Source organism: uncultured Veillonella sp., from assembly GCF_900545795.1.
Taxonomy (GTDB): domain Bacteria; phylum Bacillota; class Negativicutes; order Veillonellales; family Veillonellaceae; genus Veillonella_A.
In genome coordinates, this window is sequence record NZ_URAR01000008.1 from 24,289 (window position 1) to 45,766 (window position 21,478).

The 21,478-nt window shown below is 39.7% G+C and carries 18 protein-coding genes; 12 read left to right on the top strand and 6 right to left on the bottom strand.

The genetic code is table 11. From position 1 onward, the window contains the following. Position 1: 1 nt before the first annotated feature. The 4 genes from QZR90_RS05160 to QZR90_RS05175 are packed head-to-tail and all read right to left on the bottom strand — an operon-like array spanning position 2 to position 4,267. Positions 2–1,204 (bottom strand): ABC transporter permease, encoded by a 1,203-nt coding sequence (locus QZR90_RS05160; protein WP_295789517.1) that lies wholly within the window; start codon positions 1,202–1,204, stop codon positions 2–4. Next, positions 1,201–1,896, bottom strand: coding sequence for an ABC transporter ATP-binding protein (locus QZR90_RS05165; protein ID WP_295789520.1), 696 nt, complete (start codon positions 1,894–1,896; stop codon positions 1,201–1,203). Before QZR90_RS05165 ends, QZR90_RS05160 begins: the two co-directional genes overlap by 4 nt. A 56-nt stretch (positions 1,897–1,952) precedes the next feature. Continuing rightward, positions 1,953–2,399, bottom strand: a complete 447-nt coding sequence (locus QZR90_RS05170) for a hypothetical protein (RefSeq protein WP_295789522.1) — start codon at positions 2,397–2,399, stop codon at positions 1,953–1,955. Next, complete coding sequence (locus QZR90_RS05175) at positions 2,396–4,267, bottom strand: alkaline phosphatase (RefSeq protein WP_295789524.1); 1,872 nt, start codon at positions 4,265–4,267, stop codon at positions 2,396–2,398. Before QZR90_RS05175 ends, QZR90_RS05170 begins: the two co-directional genes overlap by 4 nt. A gap of 472 nt (positions 4,268–4,739) precedes the next feature. Between QZR90_RS05175 and QZR90_RS05180 the strand changes: the two genes are divergently transcribed. The 3 genes from QZR90_RS05180 (at position 4,740) to QZR90_RS05190 (ending at position 7,811) form a co-directional block, all read left to right on the top strand. Next, positions 4,740–5,627: a formate/nitrite transporter family protein gene (locus QZR90_RS05180; RefSeq protein WP_295789526.1), complete on the top strand. Its 888-nt coding sequence runs from the start codon at positions 4,740–4,742 to the stop codon at positions 5,625–5,627. Positions 5,628–6,109: 482 nt separating this feature from the next. Continuing rightward, the gene (locus QZR90_RS05185; protein ID WP_307984888.1) at positions 6,110–6,901 is read left to right on the top strand and encodes an enoyl-CoA hydratase; all 792 of its coding nucleotides are present in this window, start codon (positions 6,110–6,112) and stop codon (positions 6,899–6,901) included. A 523-nt stretch (positions 6,902–7,424) separates the two neighbouring features. Beyond that, positions 7,425–7,811 (top strand): hypothetical protein, encoded by a 387-nt coding sequence (locus QZR90_RS05190; protein WP_295789530.1) that lies wholly within the window; start codon positions 7,425–7,427, stop codon positions 7,809–7,811. Positions 7,812–7,982: 171 nt separating this feature from the next. On the opposite strand, the gene guaC is transcribed toward QZR90_RS05190, so the two are convergent. After that, positions 7,983–8,969, bottom strand: a complete 987-nt coding sequence (gene guaC, locus QZR90_RS05195) for a GMP reductase (protein ID WP_295789532.1) — start codon at positions 8,967–8,969, stop codon at positions 7,983–7,985. 289 nt (positions 8,970–9,258) lie between these two features. On the opposite strand from guaC, the gene thiT reads away from it, so the two are divergent. The 6 genes from thiT to QZR90_RS05225 all read left to right on the top strand — a co-directional run bounded on the left by thiT (position 9,259) and on the right by QZR90_RS05225 (position 16,019). Continuing rightward, positions 9,259–9,795 carry an energy-coupled thiamine transporter ThiT gene (gene thiT / locus QZR90_RS05200; RefSeq protein WP_295789534.1) on the top strand — a complete coding sequence of 179 codons (537 nt, stop codon included), beginning with the start codon at positions 9,259–9,261 and terminating at the stop codon, positions 9,793–9,795. 64 nt (positions 9,796–9,859) lie between these two features. Next, positions 9,860–11,230 carry a molybdopterin-guanine dinucleotide biosynthesis protein MobB gene (locus QZR90_RS05205; protein WP_295789536.1) on the top strand — a complete coding sequence of 457 codons (1,371 nt, stop codon included), beginning with the start codon at positions 9,860–9,862 and terminating at the stop codon, positions 11,228–11,230. Between the two features lie 203 nt (positions 11,231–11,433). After that, the gene (fdhF, locus tag QZR90_RS05210; protein WP_295789537.1) at positions 11,434–13,626 is read left to right on the top strand and encodes a formate dehydrogenase subunit alpha; all 2,193 of its coding nucleotides are present in this window, start codon (positions 11,434–11,436) and stop codon (positions 13,624–13,626) included. Further along, positions 13,623–14,153, top strand: a complete 531-nt coding sequence (locus QZR90_RS05215) for a 4Fe-4S dicluster domain-containing protein (protein ID WP_295789539.1) — start codon at positions 13,623–13,625, stop codon at positions 14,151–14,153. The genes fdhF and QZR90_RS05215 overlap by 4 nt, the downstream gene beginning before the upstream one ends. Further along, on the top strand, positions 14,150–14,641 hold the full coding sequence (locus QZR90_RS05220) for a 4Fe-4S dicluster domain-containing protein (RefSeq protein ID WP_295789541.1): 492 nt from the start codon (positions 14,150–14,152) through the stop codon (positions 14,639–14,641). Before QZR90_RS05215 ends, QZR90_RS05220 begins: the two co-directional genes overlap by 4 nt. Before the next feature lie 40 nt (positions 14,642–14,681). Further along, entirely contained in the window at positions 14,682–16,019 is a 1,338-nt protein-coding gene (locus tag QZR90_RS05225; protein WP_295789544.1) for a molybdopterin molybdotransferase MoeA, read from the top strand. A gap of 274 nt (positions 16,020–16,293) precedes the next feature. Here the strand turns inward: QZR90_RS05225 and QZR90_RS05230 are convergent, their stop codons facing one another. Then, positions 16,294–17,031, bottom strand: a complete 738-nt coding sequence (locus QZR90_RS05230) for a formate dehydrogenase accessory sulfurtransferase FdhD (RefSeq protein ID WP_295789547.1) — start codon at positions 17,029–17,031, stop codon at positions 16,294–16,296. Positions 17,032–17,457: 426 nt separating this feature from the next. Between QZR90_RS05230 and QZR90_RS05235 the strand changes: the two genes are divergently transcribed. The 3 genes from QZR90_RS05235 (at position 17,458) to QZR90_RS05245 (ending at position 21,453) form a co-directional block, all read left to right on the top strand. Further along, positions 17,458–18,723 (top strand): dicarboxylate/amino acid:cation symporter, encoded by a 1,266-nt coding sequence (locus tag QZR90_RS05235; protein ID WP_295789549.1) that lies wholly within the window; start codon positions 17,458–17,460, stop codon positions 18,721–18,723. A 290-nt stretch (positions 18,724–19,013) separates the two neighbouring features. Then, entirely contained in the window at positions 19,014–20,684 is a 1,671-nt protein-coding gene (locus QZR90_RS05240; protein WP_295789552.1) for a formate--tetrahydrofolate ligase, read from the top strand. Positions 20,685–20,832: 148 nt separating this feature from the next. Beyond that, positions 20,833–21,453: a cyclodeaminase/cyclohydrolase family protein gene (locus tag QZR90_RS05245; RefSeq protein WP_295789554.1), complete on the top strand. Its 621-nt coding sequence runs from the start codon at positions 20,833–20,835 to the stop codon at positions 21,451–21,453. Positions 21,454–21,478: the final 25 nt, after the last annotated feature.

The window sequence follows — 21,478 nt, forward strand, 5'->3', positions numbered from 1 at the left end:
ATTAGTAAATAGAGCTTAATAAGCTGTTGATGCGTCTTTGTAATACATAGAGTGGAATTAAACTAGCCAATAAGCCTACCAGTATGATGAGTCCTAATAGTGGATATGGCAATAAGGTAATACTACTAGGCACATGGATAGCAGAAGTGCTAGTTACGTAATTAGCAATGGTAGCATAGACGCTAAAGCCTGCAATGGAGCCGAGTACTACGCCTAAAATAAGGATGGTCGTAGACTGGCAACATAAAATAGCATAAAGCTGTTTAGAGGATGCGCCTAAGGTCTTTAAAATAGCATAATCACGAATTCGACTCATGGTAGATAAATAAATGGTAACTATCATTACAAGCAAGGATAGACCAATGATTAAATAGCCAATAGGTTGCCAAATTTGTTCGCCTCGGCCCATTAAATTGAAGAGTTGTACGATAGTTTGGGCAGGGAAGACGATTTGCACATCTTTACGATTAGTATAGGAGCTAGCTAATTGATACGCTTGGCTATACCCCATAGGCTCTACTAGAATTGTAGTGACTGGACCTTTTACATTGGTTTCTGCTGAAGTCTTCATGCCATGTAAGTCCCAAATGCTTTGAATATCAGTTAATACAGCCTGGTCATAGGGGCCTTTAGTAGTATCTAAAATGCCTACGACTGTAAAGGGATGTTCTTCATGAGACTTGCCCTTAGCTAAATGGCCATGAGTGGAGTAGAATGTATCGCCTACTTTGAGACCTGTACGTGCAGCTACGTCAACACCGATAACAGCTTCAAATGGCTTTTTGAAGACATCGCCCTTGTCAATCCGAAGCCATTCGGGGGCTTTAGGCTTAGGACGGAGGGTGAAGATGTCTGCTTCTGTACCGATGAGTCTAAATCCTTCCACACTATCGCCCATGGCGATTGGCACAGCAGTTAAGACTAGTTTGGGTTGATTGCGAAGCTTTTCTACTTCACTATAGGGAATATTACTCAATGGTCGATCCTGTAAAAAGACTGTATTCATAACCATTTGTTGACTACTACCATTGGCGCCAATGAGTAAGGTAAAGGGCTCGGTGGCAGTTGTTAAGCCTTGTTGAAAGCCTAATCCTAAAGTCCCTACTAATACGCTAAGGCCAATAGACGTGGCCATGACTAGGAGGAGTAGAAGTGTTGTCAATGGTTTAGACCATAGTTGTTTCCAAGCAATGCGATAAATCATAGGTCACCTGACTTTCTAGCCTCTAGGGGGATGCCGGTAGATTTCTCTAGATGAAGCTGATTGGTAAAGGCTGTCATAATCGATGCATCGTGAGTAGCGATTATGAGGGTCGCTTCTTTAGTTTCACAATAGGATTTGAGCAAATTAAGCACAATTTCACTATTTTTGGCATCTAAATTGGCTGTTGGCTCATCGGCTAAGATAAGGCTAGGGCTTTTAATTAAGGCTCTAGCAATGGCTACGCGCTGTTGTTCCCCTTTACTGAGTTGGGCTGGCTTTTTGTGGGCAAATCCAATAATATCCATGGATACCATGAGTTGCTCTAGCTCATTCTTATACATCAATTTGTCAGTTAAGTGGCTAAAATAAGCACCGGTAGAAATATTATCTTGAGCAGATAAGAAGTTCAGGAGATTAAAGTCTTGGAAAATGTAGCCCACATGTTGCCGGCGCCAATTGGTAAGGCTAGCTAAGGGGCTATCAGTTATATTCATATCGTCAATTTGGATTGTACCTTCACTCGGCTTAAGGAGGCCTGCTAGGCAGTGTAGCAAGGTAGACTTGCCACTTCCGCTGACGCCGGTAAGACACCATTGGCTACCGGTCTCAGCTTTAAAGTGAGGTAGGCGAAGGGCTTCAATAAATTGCTCCCCATCCTTATAACGATGAACTAAATTGTTAATTTCAATCATAAAATCACTCCAGTATATAGCGGAGATTGTCTGTAGAGCAGGGCTATAAATATAGTTTATTCAACAGTAGCATTTTTTATGCGAACGAGGCTAACAAAGCCTGTTTCGCCATCTACATAACTACCTAATTCTAATTGGCCTGTTACAGTAATGTCCTGGTCATATGGCAAAGCAGTAACTGCATCATCTAAATAGACAACCACAATATTGCTTGGCCAGTCAGCATCAGTCGAACAGAAAGGGCAAATGGACATAGGCACTTCGGTGAGCACAAAGAAATTGATACTTGGCTTTAAAGGTGGTGCCATATAGCCTTGCATAGTCACGGTATTGCCGTTGAGGGACTGCAAGGTGTCCGATAAAATAAGCCCTTGAGAGGTGGCTCCAGCGTACATTTCACCAAAGGAAAGCCACTGGGCGCCTACAGTAGGAGTGGCCAAGGCCACTCCTTGTAGGACACAGAAGAGAAGTAAAAAACGAACGGCGGATTTGATTAATTTCATTTCTTATCCACACCCTTAGTAGCATCTACGCCTAAGGCACGCATAATACCAAAGAAGACTTCTGTATTATCCATAACGCCGTGGAAGTATTCAGAACCAGGACCTTGGGCCATGAGTACTACATCGTCAGCGGAGTGAACTTCGCTAGTTTCGCCAGTTGTAGTTGGCAATGAACCAGCTACAAGGCGAGCGCCTTGCGGTGCACGATTTGGGTTAGCGATGACTTGGCCATCTTTGCCAGCTCGTGCTGGATCATTTGGTGTTGGCTGGAAGCGGTAGTTTTCATAATGATCTGGGGAGTTAGCATATTGAACAGCTAAGGTCACATCGGCATCAGGATTGTCAGGGAATCCATCTTGGTTAGCATCTACGAAGGTTGGCCATTTAGCATCTGCATAGACACGTACGCCTTCACGACCTACTTTGCCATCATTTTCGCTGTATGTACCAGTAATGCTGATGCCATGTGCATGGTCAGCTACTACGATAATTAATGTATTATCGCCATGAGCTTTAGAGTAGTCTTGAGCGTATTTGATAGCTTGGTCAAATTCGATAGTGTCATAGGCAGCACGTTGCCAATCCATAGTGTGTAATTGCTTGTCGATAGAACCAGCTTCAGACATGAGGAAGAAACCATTTGGATTCTTTTCTAATACTTCAATAGCTTTTTTAGTCATATCAACTAGACCTGGTTGGTCAGTGAAACCTTTTAATACTTTTTCATTTGGTGCTAAGAAGGCGCGATCCATGTAAACATTCATAGTGTTTAAGGTAAAGAGACCTAAGATTGGTTTGTCACTGCCTAGGGCATTGAGTTCTGTTTTAGTGCCTGCAAACTCATAGCCTTTATCTTTAAACTCTTGAATTACATTTACATTGTCTTTACGTTTGGAACCTGGTACATCTAGAGGTAAGAAGAATTGGGAACCGCCACCAAGCACAACTGCTGGAGGATGTTTGCGGTTAATGAAATCGCTGGCAATGAAGTTTTGCTCGCCCCGGCGACGCGTATGGGCCGTTACGGCGGCAGGCGTAGCGTCCGTAACAGCGGCAGTGGAGACCATGCCATAAGACATGCCTTTTGAACGGGACACAATTTCAGCAATCGTTTCAACTTTTGGATCATCTAGTGGGTCAGGTGTGCTGTTTTCATAGACACCCATGGCATTTACTACAGATTTATGGCCTGTATTATAGGCTGAGGCACTATTGGCAGAGTCCGTTACAATGGAGTCATAGCCAGAAGTAGTAATTAAGGCTAGATTAGGCATTTTCTCCATGTTTAATACATCATTGTATTTACCTTCGGAGAGGCCTTTAGATAAAATGCGCGCCACTTCTTTAGCTTGCATGCTCATGCCGTCACCTACGAAGAGAATAACATTTTTAGCTTTTTTCTTAGCTTGTTCGTTCACTACTTCATAATTAGCTGTTTTAGTTACGCTACTAGCACCATTGGATGCTACAACTTTTACAACTTGAGCACCTGTATTGGTGAAATGAACTTGATTTAAGCGATAAGAAAGATGTGTGCTTTGGTCCGTAATTTCGGCTGTTTGATTTAGCACTTTCGCTGCATCTTCGCCATTAATAGTGACCGCCACCTCTTTAGTATTAGCTGGTAATTCGACTTCAAAATCAAATTGTTGGCCTTTTAAAAGTTTCGCGCGATTAATAGGTAAAATTTTAATATCGTCGCTTAATTGTGGCATTTGATTAGCGGTTAAGTCTTGAGTAGCAACAACTTTTACTGGTGCTGCTTGTGCACTAGCTTCAGTAGCAGCTTCACCAATCATAGGGGAGAAAGCTAAGGTACTAGCTAAACTTAACATAATAGTCATACGAAGACGCTGTTTTTGATTCATAATGAAATCCTCCTGTAAAATAATAGAATCTTCTTGCCCTAATCCTAACAAAGATACCCTAAAAGATACAGAAAAAAGACTGTAAAGTGTTTGTAATGGTTTTGTAATCTCTTAATCGAAAAAATTAAATCTATTATTACTTATACTCAAAATTAATAATCAATATACAAAATTGTAATAATTGTATCTATACGAAGTTTTATCTGCTATAATGAGAATACAAACTATACTATAGAATGTTAATTTACAATTAATAGATAGTGTAGTGCTAAATGGACTCCTAGAGTCCGTATTAGGGATTGTTGTAACAACATGGTAAAACTAGGTACAGAAACTATATGTAGCCGAACTGTTTATCGACCAAGAAGACCCAAAGAATGCCGTTGTTATAGCTGAATACGCAGAGCGTAAAGAGATCTTAAGTAAGAATGAAAATGATTAGTAAGAAGGAATCTTAAAGGGGGATACGTGTATGCAAGTACCAATGTTATTGAAACCTATCGAAACAACAGCGGCAGCGATTTTGATTGGGGCTAGGAGAACGCAGTTGCCGATTGGACGAATGTTGATTCTCAGTTTTTTAGCCGGTGCGTATATAGCGTTTGCGGCGCAGGCATCTAATATGGGGGCTTATAATTTACTATCTATGCCAGAGACCTTTGGCCTAGGGCGTACAGTGGCAGGACTTATTTTTGGTAGCGGGCTCGTATTCGTTGTTCTTACTGGCTGTGAATTATTTACAGGAAATGTGCTTATCACAGCAAGTTTGGCAGCTAATGAAGTAACGGCAGCGCGTATGTTGCGCAATTGGTTCTGGGTGTATTTAGGGAACTTTTTAGGCTCTGTATTTATTGCTTGGAGTCTCTGTCAATCAGGACTTTGGGGAAGTAGTGGACATTTATTAGGCGCTATGACCCTAAAAATAGCCTTAGGAAAGATTAGTTTATCTTTTGGTTCCGCTTTAGTGCTTGGCATCCTTTGTAACTGGTTGGTATGTTTAGCTGTATGGCTTAGTTTTTCCACCATGTCCATGCCGGCTAAGGTGATGGGGATTTTCTTGCCAATCTTTATGTTCGTGCTATCTGGTTTTGAACATAGTATTGCCAATATGTACTATATTCCAGCTGGTATTATGACGGCTCAAGACCCAGCTATTGCAGCAAAGGCTATGGCTATTGGTGTAAGTCCAGAAGGGATTGCCTCCTTGACTTGGGGCAATTTCGTTTTGAAAAATCTAATCCCAGTTACTTTGGGAAATATGATTGGTGGCATTCTCTTTATCGCGATGGCGTATTTCTATGGTCATGGCAAACCTAGCAAAGAAATTTTAGAGTCCGTAAAAGAGGGGATTTTTAAATAAAAATATAGTACTACAGAAGTAAAGTACAGCGCAGTAAATGCGAAGTAGAACAAAGTAAAATGCAGTAAAATCAAAGTGCAGTGCAATAAAAGCGAAGTACAACAAAAGCAAAGTTCAGTGCAATAAAAGCGAAGTAGAATAAAAGTCCAGTGAAGTAAGGGCTGGGAAGGCTGTAGAAAATAAGATTTTTCTAGATAATTAAAACAATTTGGAATATATACAAAATTATATTGTAATACATAATGAGGTCGCGTTCTTGGGGACGTCTTGATATTTAAGTAGAAGTATTAAATTTGCTATGCTAATGGCATAAAATTAAGCGCTACTTGATGTATTGAAGGCGTACAGCGAACGTGACCTTTGTTATTCGCCCTTTTCAATATCGATAAAATTCGGTATACTAGAAACAAAGAGAGATACATATCATACGTATTAAGTTTACGGAAGGAATTAAATTCCGCAGATTAGAAATGGAGTTATTAATGGACTATACTAATATTTTGTATTCAGTAGAAAATAAAATTGCCACAATTACCTTTAATCGCCCAGAAGTACAAAATGGGTTTAATATTCCTATGTGTAATGAGATTTTAGATGCTATTGAGCGCACAGAAGCAAATCCAGAAGCGCGCGTACTCTTATTTAATGCCGTGGGTAAAGTTTTTTCCGTAGGTGGCGACTTATCTGAAATGAAACGTGCCGTTGAAGAGGATGATCAACAATCTTTAGTGGCTATAGCAGAATTAGTTATGCAAATTTCTTTTGCTATGAAAAAGATGAGTAAGCCTGTTGTTATGAGTACTGATGGTGCTGTAGCTGGGGCGGCTTTTAACATGGTATTAGCCGCTGATATGTGTATTGCCTCTACGAATAGCCGTTTTATTCAAGCCTTTGTAAATGTAGGTTTGGCGCCTGATGCGGGTGGTATGTTCTTGTTAACTCGCGCGATTGGTATGAATCGTGCTATGCATCTTGCTATGACTGGTGAAGCTGTAACTGCTGAAAAAGCAAAAGAATATGGCTTTGTATATAAAATCTGTGAACCAGAATTACTCGTTAAAACTACTGATCGCCTTTGTACACGATTAGCTAAAGGACCTGAACTTTCCTTTAAAGCTATGAAAGAACAAATGTGGGCGGCCTTCTTCAGTGGTTGGGATGAATATGCTAAACTTGAAGTAGAATTACAAACGTATTTAGGCTTCTCAGAAGATTTTAAAGAAGGCGTAAGAGCCTTTGCTGAACGACGGAGACCGAACTTCCAAGGGAAGTAAGGTGTATCTGTATCCAAACAATTAAATAAAGCCCCCTATATATGCTCGCTCCCGTCGAGACAAGCTCGAATGGTCGCTGCACATATATAGGGGGCTTTTATATTGTCCGCCGTACAGATACGGAGGTAGAGAAGCTGTCATATGTACGGCTTGAGTCAAGCTAAATGTTCGCTCCGTATATGTGACATCTTTTTTATTATGAATGTAGTGTATATGTTTTTTACAAAGTTATAGCCCATCGCCCATACAATGCCTAGGGGGAAGGGCTCGAATGGTTGATACACATATATAGGGGGCTTTTTATATTGTCCGGCGTACAACTGTTTATCATTTTATTTTTATGAAGTTTTGTATATGTTAAAGACTATGGAAATACAGCGATAAAATTAGGGATAAGGAATGTAGTTCTAAGTAATTGTGAGTAATAATCATTTGACATTTTATTTAAATTTATTATAATTTTATATAAATGATATAATTATAATTTGTGTGTTGTGTTATGTGTATGTAAAGAGGTGTTAGTATGAAATCTTGGAAAAAGTATGTAGCTGTTTTAGGTCTAGTTGGTGCTTTAGGTGTAGGTTTTAATGCTGTTGATGCAGCTGACTGGTATTATGTTGGGGAAAGCTCAGTGGGGGATCAAATTTCGATTGATAATAGTTCGGTGCAAAAGAATTCTGAATGGGCTGTTCTCTGGGTTCGTATTAATGAGCCAAGTGGAGAATATTACTATGAGCGTATGCGCTTAGACCGTGAAAATTACACAATTCAAACCTTAGAATTGCAGCCATATTATTCTGATGGCACGCCGTATGCTGAGGATGAGTATGAATACGATACAACTGTAGACACAATTGTGCCAGATAGTGTTGGGGAAGAAGTATACAATTTAGTGTGGGGTTCTCGCTAGGTTTAAAGCGTTATTATATCACTAGATTAAATCATTATAATAGAAAAAGAGGCATCCTGAGGATGCCTCTTTTTTGTATCACATTTTATAATAAAATATAAAGAATGCGAAGATTTTTATTAGTTAATTAGTCAGTTTGTTACTTTTTAGTAAACGCTGTTTACGTAAAAATTAACGATCACCATTGAAAATGGAGTTTTTAACGATTACATAGTCAACTTTGCGAATGGAGTTTAGATTGTTGCCACCAGCGTAAGAGATGGAAGATTGAAGGTCTTGCTCCATTTCAGTTAATGTATCAAATAGGCTGCCTTTAGAAGGAATATACATTTTCTTACCTTCTACATTTTTCTTTTCGCCTTTTTGAGATTCAGATGCACTGCCGAAGTATTCTTTATATGGCTTGCCTTCGATTTCTACAGTTTTACCAGGAGATTCAACATGACCAGCAAATAAAGAACCAATCATAACCATAGTAGCGCCAAAGCGAATAGATTTGGCAATATCGCCATGGTCGCGGATACCGCCATCAGCAATAACAGGTTTAGTAGCGGCTTTGCTGCACCAACGAACAGCGGATAGTTGCCAGCCACCTGTACCAAAGCCAGTTTTTAATTTAGTAATACAAACTTTACCAGGTCCAATACCAACTTTAGTTGCATCAGCACCAGCATTTTCAAGTTCACGAACAGCTTCAGGAGTACCAACATTACCAGCAATAACAAAGCTTTCAGGTAATACTTTTTTAATGTGCTGGATCATTTTAATAACAGAGTTAGAATGACCATGAGCAATGTCGATAGTAATGAATTCTGGGCAAAGACCAGCTGCTTTGATTTCATCTACAAAAGCAAATTCTTCATCTTTAACACCAATACTGATGGAAGCATAAAGACCTTGTTCTTTCATGCGTTTAATGAAATCTAAACGAGTATGTGGTGCAAAGCGGTGCATAATATAGAAATAGTTTTCACGAGCTAATTTTTCAGCCAATTCTTCATCAATAATAGTTTGCATATTAGCTGGTACAACTGGTAAGCGGAAGGTATGAGAACCTAATTTTACAGTTGTATCGCATTCACTACGGCTGTTAACGATACATTTATTTGGAATCAATTGAATATCTTCATAATCAAAAATGTTTGTTGTATTAATCATGGAAATCCTCCTATTCTCATGGTTATCACATAATAATCCATTAAATATTATATAGAAAATTATACGAATAAGCAAGATGTAGTTGAATAAATTAGCTGAACTATACTATATATTGTAAAATTTATTTTCTACTCATTTTGTCTACTTAGATACTACATTTGTTTAATAAATATGCTATAATGAAGTTACTATTACTAGTATTAATTACTAGATAGTATTGGGTAAATAGTGCATAAGGAAGTGAATAGTGGATTAGCATTGATTGCGTTGAATTGAGGAGGCTTTATTTATGAAACAGACACAGCGCACACGGATGTTAGTGGAAGCTGGATTGTGCATCGCTATTGCTTATGTACTTCATTTTATTGTTTTATTTCAAATGCCACAAGGTGGGTCAGTAAATGCGGCCAATTTAGTGCCTTTAGTTATTTTCTCTATGCGCTGGGGCGGCAAGAATGGTGTTTTTGCTTGTACTATGTATGGAGTTATTGCCTTTTTATTAGGTGCTAAATTTTCATTACATTATTTAAGTATTTTACTAGATTATTTGGTGGCCTATGGCGTAATTGGCATTACTGGCTTTTTCCGAGATAGTCGTGCTGGTGTAAGTATAGGCTTTGTTATTAGCGCTATATTTCGTTGGATGGCATCTGTCATCTCGGGAGCTGTTGTATTTGCTGCTTATGCGCCACCGGGACAAAATCCTGTGGCCTACTCTGTGATTTACAATGCCACATATATGGTGCCAGAGTTTTGCATTAATTTAATTGTTATTTTGTTGTTTTATGAGCGAATTATGCGAGGTATTAAGACGTCCACTCGTTAAGTGACGGTGCTTGCATAAGCTGGTATACTCATATTAATTATATAAGACGTAAGAAGGTGATGCTGTGAAACGACTCGTTCTAGAGAGAACTGATAGTCATCACGCATATAGACGTGGGGTATTGATTTTAAGTGGTGGTAAGAGCTCACGCATGGGACAAAGCAAGGCTGATTTACCTTGGAAACAAGGCACTATGCTAACGGATTTGTTAGAGCGTGCTCGCTTGGCTGAGCCATCCGATATAGTTGTTTCCACCAATACACCATTAGATTTAAGAACTTTGCAAGGTGATTTATTTGAGTCACATCCCTTAAGTGATCGCAAAGGCCATAAAAAGCTTTGTGAACGTGAGCTAGCCTCTATAGAGCCGGATACGACGCATTGCTTGCAGTGGGTGCCACCTGAAGGAGAGGCTGTTACTATCTTTGTGGTTACTGATAAAGGTGGCAGTCATGGTCCTTTAAGTGGCATAGTTAGTGGCTTAGAAGAAGGACGCAGTGAAGTATATCTAGCCGTATCGATTGATATGCCATTTTTCGAGAATTTTGATTTTGCCACGACTAGCCATATGCTTGCTCGCTTAGGTGAAGCTCCTTTTGATTGTGTAGTGCCTACCTTGCATGGTCGGATTGAACCTATGGGGGCTTTGTATAGCAAGCGTTGTATTGAGCCTATAAAAGCCTTGCTTAAGGCAGAAGAATACCACGTGAGAGCTTTATTTGAGAGAGTAAAGACTGAATATATAGCTGTTGATGAACTCGCTCTAGATTATAAGAATATAAATACTCCCTTAGATTATAAAGTAGCACAAGCTAAAGAGTTGAATAGAGGGCGGAAAGTTCCGTTGATTTCAGTGTGTGCTAAAGAATCTAAGACAGGGAAAACAACCATTTCGGCAGCTCTTATCAAAGCATTGACTGATAAAGGCTTTGAAATGGGCTATGTGAAAAGTGATGGCCATGGATTTACCATGGACAGGGAAGGAAGTGATACCTTTCAAGCTAGCCAGGCTGGCGCAAAGGCTGTTGCAATTAGTGGGCCACATAGTTATGCTATGATTGTAAAGCATAATAAAAAGAAGGATATTGCAAGCTTGGCGGAGAATTTATCAGTAGACCTGGTTGTATTAGAAACACGCAGTCGAGGTGTATTGCCTATTATTGAGGTGGTTCCTAATTTTAAAACCATTACAAATAGTACTGCTGGTAAGGGGGAAAGCCCTATAGCAGCTGAAAAAATTACCGTATCTGAAAGCGCTATTACATCCGAGAGACATGTAGTTTCCGAAAGTCCTATCAATGAGCATGACGTTATCGCTGTTATATCTATGAGCGATGAGCCTTTGCCAGTAGAGAAAGGCTTGCGGACAACGCGCTACTTTACAAAGTCTCAAGTCACCGAGTTAGCGAATTGGCTTTGTGAGGACGTGTTGTAAAAGCTGTACTAAAGTTTTTTCGTAGCTAATAACATTTAGTAGGCTATGTGTAATGATTTTTCGGTGCTTTATGCAAGATAAGCTTGTGAAAGGGAATAGACAAGCTATCTCTGTTTTGGCGTAGACGAATAATAAATGAGAGAACCCGCATAATAGGATTAGGTATATAGTGAAAGCGATTCAAGTGAATGAGAGGATGCCATATGCAAACTAACTATGAGAAAATTGTGTCTGTTTGTTCGTACTGTGGTTCAGGTTGTCAGATAGAGTTTACTGTCGACAAAAAAGCCAATCGCATTATTGAAGCGAAGGGAGCTCCTGGGCGAACAAATGAAGGCCGCTTATGTTTAAAAGGTTTTTATGGTTGGGATTATTTAAATGATCCTAAGATTTTAACTCGTCGTATTACACAGCCAATGATTCGCAAGGTCGGTAAGGGTAGTGAATTAGAACCAGTAAGCTGGGATGAAGCAATTAAGTATACAGCGGATCGACTCAAAGCAGTTATTAAAGAGTATGGTCCAGATTGTGTTATGGCAGCTGGTTCTGCTCGAGGTCCTGGTAATGAAGCAGGTTATATTACTCAAAAGTTTATGCGTGCTGTAGTGGGCACTAATAATGTGGACCACTGTGCCCGCATTTGTCATGCTGCATCTGTGGCAGGTTTGAAACAGACTATTGGGGAAGGGGCCATGTCTGTTAGTGTGCCAGAAATTGAAGATGCGGAAGTAATTTTGAATATTGGTTACAATGGTGCTACATCACATCCAATCGTAGCGCGCCGTATTGTAAAAGCTAAGGCTAAAGGGGCTAAGATTATTTGTGCAGACCCTCAGATTTCAGAAACAGCCCGTATTGCCGATATTCATTTACAACAAAAGGGTGGTACTAATTTATTATTGTTAAATGCACTAGCATATACAATTATTGATGAACATTTATATGACGAAGAGTTTATCAAAGAACATGTAAATGGTTTTGAAGAATATGTACCTAAGTTAAAAGGCTATGCACCGGAAGAGGTAGCTCATTTAGTGGGCGTTACAGCACAGCAAATTCGCGAAGCAGCTCGAATCTATGCCTCCTCTAAGCATTCTATTATTCTTTGGGGCATGGGCATTACCCAGTTCTTCCAAGGTGTAGATAGCGTAGCCGCTTGTTCTAATTTAGCTATGCTAACTGGTAACTATGGTCATTATGCAACTGGCGTAGGTCCTGTACGTGGTCAGAATAACGTACAAGGCACTTGTGATATGGGCATTTTACCTGATGTATATCCTGGTTATCAATCTGTAACTGATGATGCAGTACGTGAAAAATTTGAAGAAGCTTGGGGCGTTAAACTATCACCTAATGTAGGGATGAAATTAACTCAAGTGCCAGAATATGTATTGGAAGAAACAGACCCTAAGAAACAGATTCATGCATACTATATTATTGGTGAAGACCCTGCGCAATCAGATCCTAACTTAGACGAAATACGTGAGGCTTTACAGAAAATAGACTTTGTTATTGTACAAGATATTTTCATGAACCGTACTGCTGAATATGCAGATGTAATTTTACCAGCCACTGCTTGGGGTGAACATGATGCTATCTTCACTTGTTGTGACCGTGGTTTCCAACGAGTGCGCAAAGTAATTGAACCACCGGAAGGCGTAAAAACTGACTGGGAAATTCTCTGTCTTATTGCTACAGCTATGGGCTATCCAATGCACTACAATAATACAGAAGAAATTTGGGATGAAATGCGTAAATTAGCACCTAAATTTACTGGTGCCACCTATGCTAAAATTGAGGCGCTTGGTGGGGTACAATGGCCTTGCTATGATGAAAGTATGGAGGATAAAGGGACTATGTTCCTCCATGAAGGTGGCCAATTTGCCACTAAAGATGGGCGTGGTAATTTAGTCTTTACTGATTATCAACCAGTTAAGGAAGATGTAGATGAAGAATATCCATTGTCCTTCTGTACAGTACGTGAAGTAGGTCACTACTCAGCTCGTACTATGACTGGTAACTGTCGCATGCTTCGCCAATTAGAAGATGAGCCTGGCTGGATTGCTATGAATCCAAAAGATTGTGAAGCTTTAGGCGTTGAACAAGGTGATTTGGTTCGCGTTCGCTCTCGTCGTGGCAGCTTAATTACCCGTTGCTTACCAACTGAGCGCGCTAAAGAAGGGGCTACTTACATGACCTATCAATGGTGGATTGGTGCATGTAATGAACTAACTTTAGGCGAGCTTGACCCTAAGAGTAAGACACCAGAATATAAATACTGTGCATGCCGTGTTGAAAAATTAGAAGATCAAGCGGAAGCAGAAGAATATGTGAAGTCACAATATGCTTTAATTAGAGCGAAAAATGGTATAGTAAAGGCAGGTGCCGGTGCATGAATCGATTTGTAAAAGGAAATCCCCTACTTTGTATTGGCTGCCGTACATGTATGGTAGCTTGTGTGGTAGCTCATCGCGGTAATGGTATTTTTACCACAGACCCAGATAGTGAAGACTTTTTCCCACGCATTCACGTTATTAAAACTAAAACTAAGACTATGACAGTGCAATGTCATCATTGTGAAAACGCACCTTGTGTTACAGTATGCCCTGTAGGCGCTCTAGAAAAAGGGGCAGATAGCATTTTACTTCATGAAGAGCGCTGCATTGGTTGCCAACAATGTACTATGGCTTGCCCATTTGGTGCTATTCAAATGAAAACTGTAGACGAAGCAGAGGGCGTTCGCGTAGTAGCTAATAAATGCGACCTTTGTGCTCATACAGAAGAAGGCACACCAGCTTGTGTATCTCATTGTCCAACAGAAGCCTTGACCTATTATGTTGATGATGCGATTCAAAACATTGTAAGTCAGAAGAACCTTCAAACGGCTCGTAAAGCTTGGGCTGCAAAGGAGGGACAAGTATGAACCAATTTGTATTTTGTGACGTAGACCTCTGCATTGGTTGTGGTATGTGTGAACGACAATGTATTATGGCTCATCATGGTCTGAAAATGACAGAAGTTAAATTAGATGATCCATTACAACGAGCTCGCTGTAAAGCATATCGCTTGCCTGATATGAAGATTGCTGTACATTGTCGCCATTGTGAAAATGCACCTTGTATGAAAGCTTGTCCAGTAAATGCTATTTCTAAGCGCAATGACAATATGATTTTTGTAGACGAAGATGTTTGCATTGGTTGCCGTGAATGTGTATTAGCTTGTCCTTTTGGGGCCGTGCGCATGGCGCCACTTGAAAATGGGCGCACTGTAGCAACTAAATGTGACCTTTGCATTGATACAGAAGCGGGTACGCCAGCTTGCATTACTGGTTGTCCTAAAAAAGCATTAACCTTAGTTACTGAAGATACTATAAAAGCATTGATTCAACATAAGCGAGAAACCTTTGCCTAAGAGTTTCAAATAATTAGATTTTTGATTAACTTTTGTTACAATGGCAACGATTGAGTCAAATGGAGTATGGTATATTGTAAATAACATTGTACTTAGTGGCGTAGTGCTATGGCGCTACGCCACTCTGATTTGTAAGGATGGAGACTATATGAAGGCCATAACAGTAGATGAATGCCAACAGATTTGGCGCGAAAAACTAAGTCATAGACAATTACAAGCTGTGGAGTATATTCCTATAAGTGAGGCCTTAGGTCGCGTACTAGGGGAAGATATTGTTGCAAAAACTGATATGCCACCTTTTAGAAAGTCTCCTTATGATGGTTATGTGATTGCCTATAGTGAAGGTCAACAGCGATTTAAGGTAGTAGGGCTTATCGGTGCTGGTGAAACGTATGATGCACCAGTAAAATCTGATGAAGCTGTACGCATTATGACCGGCGCTCCCATTCCGGAGGGCTGTGACACCATGATTATGCAGGAACGCTGTGACGTAGAGGGGGGCTACATAGTCGTTCGTGGTGAAATTAAGCAGGGTGATAATATCGTGCCACAAGGCGAAGAATGTGCCACCGGAGATGTGATTATAAAAGCGGGAGCACCATTGGATGCAGGTGCTATAGCTGTAGCGGCAGGACTGGGATATGCCACCATTGCAGTGTATAAGCCATTGACTGTATTAGTACTCACTTCAGGACGTGAAGTGGTAGCACTTGATAAACCACTAGGGGCTGGTCAAATTTATAATTCGAATCAGTTTATGCTGACTAATTTATTGGCCTCCTATGGTTTTTCCATAGTAAAGACCTACCATGTGAGTGATGATCCGGCGCTCTTAGATTCTGAAATTGAAACCGTTCGCTCTCTTAGTGAAGATGTGGATGTCATCATGAGTACTGGAGGAGTATCGGTAGGTTTATTTGACTCCATGCCGGCTATTTACAAAGCCTTAGGGGCCGAAGAGTTATATACAAGAATGTTGATGCGGCCAGGAGCGGCTTCTTTTGGAGGACTTATTCAAAAGGATACCCATTATACTTTGTGTTTTGGTTTGTCTGGAAATCCAACTGCTGCTTATAATGGATTTCACCTGTTAGCTTTGCCTATATTAAAGCTGTGCCAAGGCTATAGTGTATGTGACACTCTTATTGTGCCGATTCGCTTGGGGAGTACTATACATAAGAAAAATCCTTTTGATCGCTATGTGCAAGGTGTGATAACCTATGATGAAAAGGGGGCGCAGTTTACGCCTAATAGAGTGTTTACTTCCAGTGCTTTGTTAGGTTTGGCACAGGCTAATGGCTTGGCTAAACTTGATCAAGGAAAACACAGCTATGAGGCGGGGGAAACTGTACCTGTGATGATTTTAAAAAATAAATAAAACAAAGGCTCTATGTTACTGCCAATCTCTTAGGAGAGAGGCAAGTAGTACATAGAGCCTTCGTTTTTATTTGATGTATTTTTTCTTGTTTTTTATTTAATGAGTTTTTGCTTGTTTTTAATTTAATGTGTTTTGCCTTATTTGCTATTGAATACATTTAGTTTTACAGACCATGACTATGCTTTTAGTGTCATACAATATATGCTTTTAATATCATATAATATATGTGTTTAGTGTCATAGATATATGTTTTTAGTGTTATGTTATTAGTATCTTATAAGCCGGTAATGCGTTCTTTGTGAGTCATGCATTTAAATGAATCAGGGCGGAGCACATTGACTAAGGTAATATTGTACTTTTCTGCTAAACTGATGCCTAGCGCTGTAGGCATAGCACGGGAGCACATAATAGGAACACCGATGCGATTCACTTTGTAAATTACCGATTGTGGCACGCGGCCGCTGAAAATTAAAATCTTATCCGATGTATCAATATTTTGTGTTACGACAATGCCAAGGAGACGATCGAGCACATTGTGACGACCTACATCTTCTGCATAGGCAATAACTTTACCATCTTTTACAATGGCGCCTTCATGGACGCCATGAGATGTATGATGAGCTTTAGTAATGGAGTCTAAGAGACCACCATAACTACAGATTTCATCAGCGCTGACTTTAAAATCCATGTTTTTAGGGGCTCTAGGTTTAGGTGCCGCATCTTGGTAATAACTTACATCATGAGTGAGGCTTACATCGATACGATGGGTGTCTCTATCCATGACAATATTGGCAATATCCTCAGGGCCCTCAACATGGCCTTCGACGATACAATAGCCAATGATTAAATCTTTGAAATCATGAGGAGAAGCAATGAGTGTACTAATCGATTTATTTTCAATATATAGCTTGTAAGCTACTTCTTGTGAAATATCAAGGACTTGCTCTTCTGGGCCATTTTGCTTAGAGTACGAGGTGCAGGTGTAATGATTGATGTCCGATAAAGAATACATAGCAATACCTCCTTAGGTAAAAGTTATAGACATAACTTCATATCCTACGGTTTAATCGTAGGGGTATCCTAGCATTTTAAAATGTATGAATATGTGACTTTTTTTATGCTAGTCATTGACACGATGTAAATCTACTAAATTTATAGGATATAATAATATATATAAATAATATCATGTTTCGTGGATACAAACAATTGTTAAAAACTCATACTTGAAAAGACGCAAAAGTAAGCAATAAATGGTGATTGAGAAGGTGTATAAAAATTGTAAAAAAATGAATATAAAAATTTAATCTTGCGGAAAAATTATAATTATCATGTATTATTTATACATAAAATTTTCTATAGATTGTTTGTCAGGAGCATTAAATTTTGATAAAATAAATCATAAAATTTTTGCAAGAAGTTTGAGAAAGAAGTGAGTTAATTGGCAATTTTTAAGAAACTGAGTTTAGCTGCTTGGATTGGCATTGGTTTGGTCCTAGGTGTTGTTGTGGGGACAGTGGCACCAGATATAGCAGTTCAACTTAAGCCATTAGGGGACGTTTTTATTCGCATGATTAAAATGATCGTAGTGCCCTTGATTTTTAGCTCCCTTGTCATGGGGATTGCAGGCACTGGTGATTTTAAGAAATTAGGCCGCCTAGGGGGCAAATCCATTTTATGGTTTGAAGTGGCTACTACCTTAGCTTTAATCGTCGGTTTAGTAGCTGTTAATCTAATGGAGCCCGGTGTAGGCGTTACGATGACTCATGTAGGGAGTAATGAGGCGGTTACTAAAGCGGCATCCAGTCATGGATTAGATCATGTGCAGATGTTAGTCAATATTGTGCCAACTAATATTATTGATGCCATGGGGCGTGGCGATATGCTGCAGATTATATTCTTTAGTTGCTTGTTCGCCATTGCTGCTGCAGGAAGTGGTAAAGAAGGTCTTCACATTATTGACCTCTCTAAAAGTGTCGCACATATTATGTTTAAAGTAACACATTATGTTATGTATGTGTCTCCTATCGGTATTTTTGGTGCCATTGCATATACAATTGGTGAATATGGCATTGAGATGCTCATGCCACTTATTAAATTAGTCGTTTGCCTTTATATTGCAGTCGCTGTATTCCTAGTGTTGACTGTGGCATTGGCGTCAGCGGTGACGAAGACTAATTTGTTTCCTTTGCTAAAAACACTAAAAGAGCCTATGGTCTTAGCTTTTTCCACAGCAGCTAGCGAAGCGGCCTTGCCGATTGCTATGGAGCGCTTAGAAAAAGCGCGGATTCCAAGTCATATAGTCAGCTTTGTGTTGCCATTAGGCTATACCTTTAATTTAGATGGCTCTACTTTATACAGTGCTATCGCAGTTGTATTTTTATCGCAAGTATATGGCATCCCCTTCCCACTAGAGCTACAAGTAGTTATGCTCTTGACTTTAATGGTATCTACTAAGGGGATTGCTGGTGTACCAGGTGCAGCCCTCATAGTAATTGCTGGTACAGCGGCAGCTTTTGGCTTACCAGTAGAAGGCATTGCTATTTTGCTCGGCGTGGACCGCGTGCTCGATATGGCTCGCACTATGTGTAATGTTACCGGCAATTGTATTGCAGCAGTAGTTGTGGCGCGCTGGGAAAATGATGTAACAGCAGATGATTTGAAAGAGCATATTCGCGAAGAAAATGCGGAGTTAAGTTCCCTGTAAAACATGTTCTTAGTCTCGGTTACATGTATTCTTAGTCTCTATAAAGCGTTTTTTTATCCTTGGATATTGGGCACTTAGTCTCTGTAAATCGTGCGTTTAGTGCCTGTAAATTTTGTCCTAAGTAATACGTAATAGTCCCCTATTATAGGGGGCTTATTTTTTTACGTCATTTTAGTTCTATATATTATATAAATTAGGCATATGAAAGTACAAATGTATAGTAGAGGAATATAGAATAATGTAGTATGATAAGTATATAGACTTTTGTATATATACTAGGAGGTATATTCATGTACAGCGATATTGAAATTGCACAAGCCAACCAGATGGAACCGATTACGAAGATTGCTGATAAATGCGGCATTTTACCAGAAGAATTGGAACAATATGGTCATTACAAAGCCAAAGTATCCTTAGATATTTTAAAACGCTTGAAAGATAGACCAGATGGCAAACTTGTACTCGTAACGGCGATTACACCTACACCAGCAGGGGAAGGTAAATCTACTACGTCCATTGGCCTAGCACAAGCTCTTAATAAAATTGGTAAGAATACAGTTGTTGCTCTACGTGAACCATCCTTAGGCCCTGTATTTGGTATTAAAGGCGGTGCTGCTGGCGGCGGTTATGCTCAAGTAGTTCCTATGGATGATATTAATCTTCATTTCACTGGCGATATGCATGCGATTACAGCGGCTAATAATTTATTGTCTGCTATGATTGATAATCATGTGCACCAAGGCAATGAATTAAATATTGATGTGCGTCAAATCTCTTGGCGCCGCGTTATGGACATGAATGACCGTGCGCTTCGTCAAGTCGTTGTTGGCTTAGGCGGCAAAGTATGTGGCTTCCCTCGTGAAGATGGCTTTATGATTACTGTAGCCTCTGAAATTATGGCAGCTCTTTGTCTCGCAACAAGTCTGGAAGACTTAAAAGAACGCTTTGGCCGCATTGTTATTGGTTCTAATCTCAGTGGTGATCCTGTATATGTACATCAATTAGGTTGTGAAGGGGCTATGGCACTTCTTATGAAAGATGCAATTAAGCCAAATCTTGTGCAAACCTTAGAACATACACCAGCGGTTGTACATGGCGGTCCATTTGCTAATATTGCTCATGGCTGTAACTCCATTTTAGCGACTAAATTAGCTTTAAAATTAGGTGACATTGTAGTTACAGAAGCAGGCTTTGGTGCTGATCTTGGAGCTGAAAAATTCCTAGATATTAAATGTCATTATGGTGATATTTTCCCTAATGCAGTAGTAGTGGTAGCTACTATTCGTGCCCTTAAAATGCATGGTGGCGTAAAGAAACAAGATCTTAATGAAGAAAATGTAGCCGCTGTTGATGCAGGCTTTGTAAATCTTGCTAAACAAGTAGAAAATATCCGTGGTTATGGTTTACCTGTTCTTGTCGCTATCAACAAATTCTCTTCTGATACGCAAGCTGAAGTCGACTTACTCCTTAAAAAATGTAACGAATACGGCGTTGATGTAAGTCTCAACGAATGTTGGGAAAAAGGCGGCGACGGTGGTATCGACATGGCTAAACAAGTAGCGGCTATTATTGAAAAATCTGACGTGCCTGCTAAGATGATGTATGATGTGAATGAAACAATTCCAGCAAAAATCACTCATATTGTTCAAAAAATTTATGGTGGTGATGGTGTAGAATTCACGGCTAATGCGAAAAAACAGATTGCTCAGTTAGAAGCTTGGGGCTTAGATAAATTGCCAGTATGTATTGCAAAAACACAATACTCCTTGAGTGATAATCCAGATTTATTAGGTGCTCCATCCAATTTCACTATTAATGTACAAGATGTGCGTGTAGCGAATGGTGCAGGCTTTATTGTATGCCGCACTAGCAATATTATGGTAATGCCAGGCCTACCTAAAGCGCCAGCAGCTCTTAAAATGGACATCGACACTGATGGCAAAATTACAGGTTTATTCTAAGCATTGAAAAAAGCTTGAAAAATTCTGATAGAGTGAAGGATAGAGTGAACTAAAACATATATGGAAGCCCTATGCTAGGTGCGAGTTAGCCATGGCATAGGGCTTTTTATAAATAGGGCTATATAAATAGTAAAAAGGAGTTAAAACCATGGCAATTAAAGACTTAACAGTACATACATTTATCGAAAATACAGGCTCTAGCGAACCCACCCCAGGTGGTGGCAGTGTGGCAGCTTTAACGGCATCCTCTGCAGCTGCGTTGATTGAAATGGTAGCAAACTTAACTTTGGGGAAAGAGAAATTTAAGGCAGTCGAAGCAGAAATGCAAGCAATTCAAAAGGAAACGAGTCAACTAAAACAGGACTTTTTAGATATGATCGATGAAGATTGCGCCGCTTTTAATGAAATTATGGCAGCCTATAAATTGCCAAAAAATACTGATGAAGAAAAGACAGCTCGCCAAGCGGCCATTCAAGGGGCTAGTAAAGGGGCGGCATTGGCTCCTTTTAAAATTGGAGAAACTGCGTTGTCATTGTTTGATTTAGCAGAAGCCGTTATTAAACGAGGTAATCCTATGCTTGTAACCGATGGTGCTGTAGCTGTTATTAATGCTAGAGCAGCCGTAAAAGCAGCATTTTATAATGTAAAGATTAACTTAGGCAGCATTAAGGATGAAGAATTTGTAGCATCTTTAAAGGTTAAGATGGAGCAAATGGAACAGACTGCTGATATGCGCGAGCAGGAATTACTAGGACTGGTAGCATTATAAGTGGATAGTGCTGTGAGGGAAATAG

What these genes read in the sequence shown, in the direction of transcription:
- QZR90_RS05160 (WP_295789517.1), bottom strand. Translation starts at nt 1,204, where the DNA reads ATGATTTATCGCATTGCTTGGAAACAACTATGGTCTAAACCATTGACA.
- QZR90_RS05190 (WP_295789530.1), top strand. Translation starts at nt 7,425, where the DNA reads ATGAAATCTTGGAAAAAGTATGTAGCTGTTTTAGGTCTAGTTGGTGCT.
- thiT (WP_295789534.1), top strand. Translation starts at nt 9,259, where the DNA reads ATGAAACAGACACAGCGCACACGGATGTTAGTGGAAGCTGGATTGTGC.
- QZR90_RS05175 (WP_295789524.1), bottom strand. Translation starts at nt 4,267, where the DNA reads ATGAATCAAAAACAGCGTCTTCGTATGACTATTATGTTAAGTTTAGCT.
- QZR90_RS05185 (WP_307984888.1), top strand. Translation starts at nt 6,110, where the DNA reads ATGGACTATACTAATATTTTGTATTCAGTAGAAAATAAAATTGCCACA.
- QZR90_RS05240 (WP_295789552.1), top strand. Translation starts at nt 19,014, where the DNA reads ATGTACAGCGATATTGAAATTGCACAAGCCAACCAGATGGAACCGATT.
- QZR90_RS05245 (WP_295789554.1), top strand. Translation starts at nt 20,833, where the DNA reads ATGGCAATTAAAGACTTAACAGTACATACATTTATCGAAAATACAGGC.
- guaC (WP_295789532.1), bottom strand. Translation starts at nt 8,969, where the DNA reads ATGATTAATACAACAAACATTTTTGATTATGAAGATATTCAATTGATT.
- QZR90_RS05165 (WP_295789520.1), bottom strand. Translation starts at nt 1,896, where the DNA reads ATGATTGAAATTAACAATTTAGTTCATCGTTATAAGGATGGGGAGCAA.
- QZR90_RS05230 (WP_295789547.1), bottom strand. Translation starts at nt 17,031, where the DNA reads ATGTATTCTTTATCGGACATCAATCATTACACCTGCACCTCGTACTCT.
- QZR90_RS05180 (WP_295789526.1), top strand. Translation starts at nt 4,740, where the DNA reads ATGCAAGTACCAATGTTATTGAAACCTATCGAAACAACAGCGGCAGCG.
- QZR90_RS05220 (WP_295789541.1), top strand. Translation starts at nt 14,150, where the DNA reads ATGAACCAATTTGTATTTTGTGACGTAGACCTCTGCATTGGTTGTGGT.
- QZR90_RS05170 (WP_295789522.1), bottom strand. Translation starts at nt 2,399, where the DNA reads ATGAAATTAATCAAATCCGCCGTTCGTTTTTTACTTCTCTTCTGTGTC.
- fdhF (WP_295789537.1), top strand. Translation starts at nt 11,434, where the DNA reads ATGCAAACTAACTATGAGAAAATTGTGTCTGTTTGTTCGTACTGTGGT.
- QZR90_RS05225 (WP_295789544.1), top strand. Translation starts at nt 14,682, where the DNA reads ATGGCAACGATTGAGTCAAATGGAGTATGGTATATTGTAAATAACATT.
- QZR90_RS05215 (WP_295789539.1), top strand. Translation starts at nt 13,623, where the DNA reads ATGAATCGATTTGTAAAAGGAAATCCCCTACTTTGTATTGGCTGCCGT.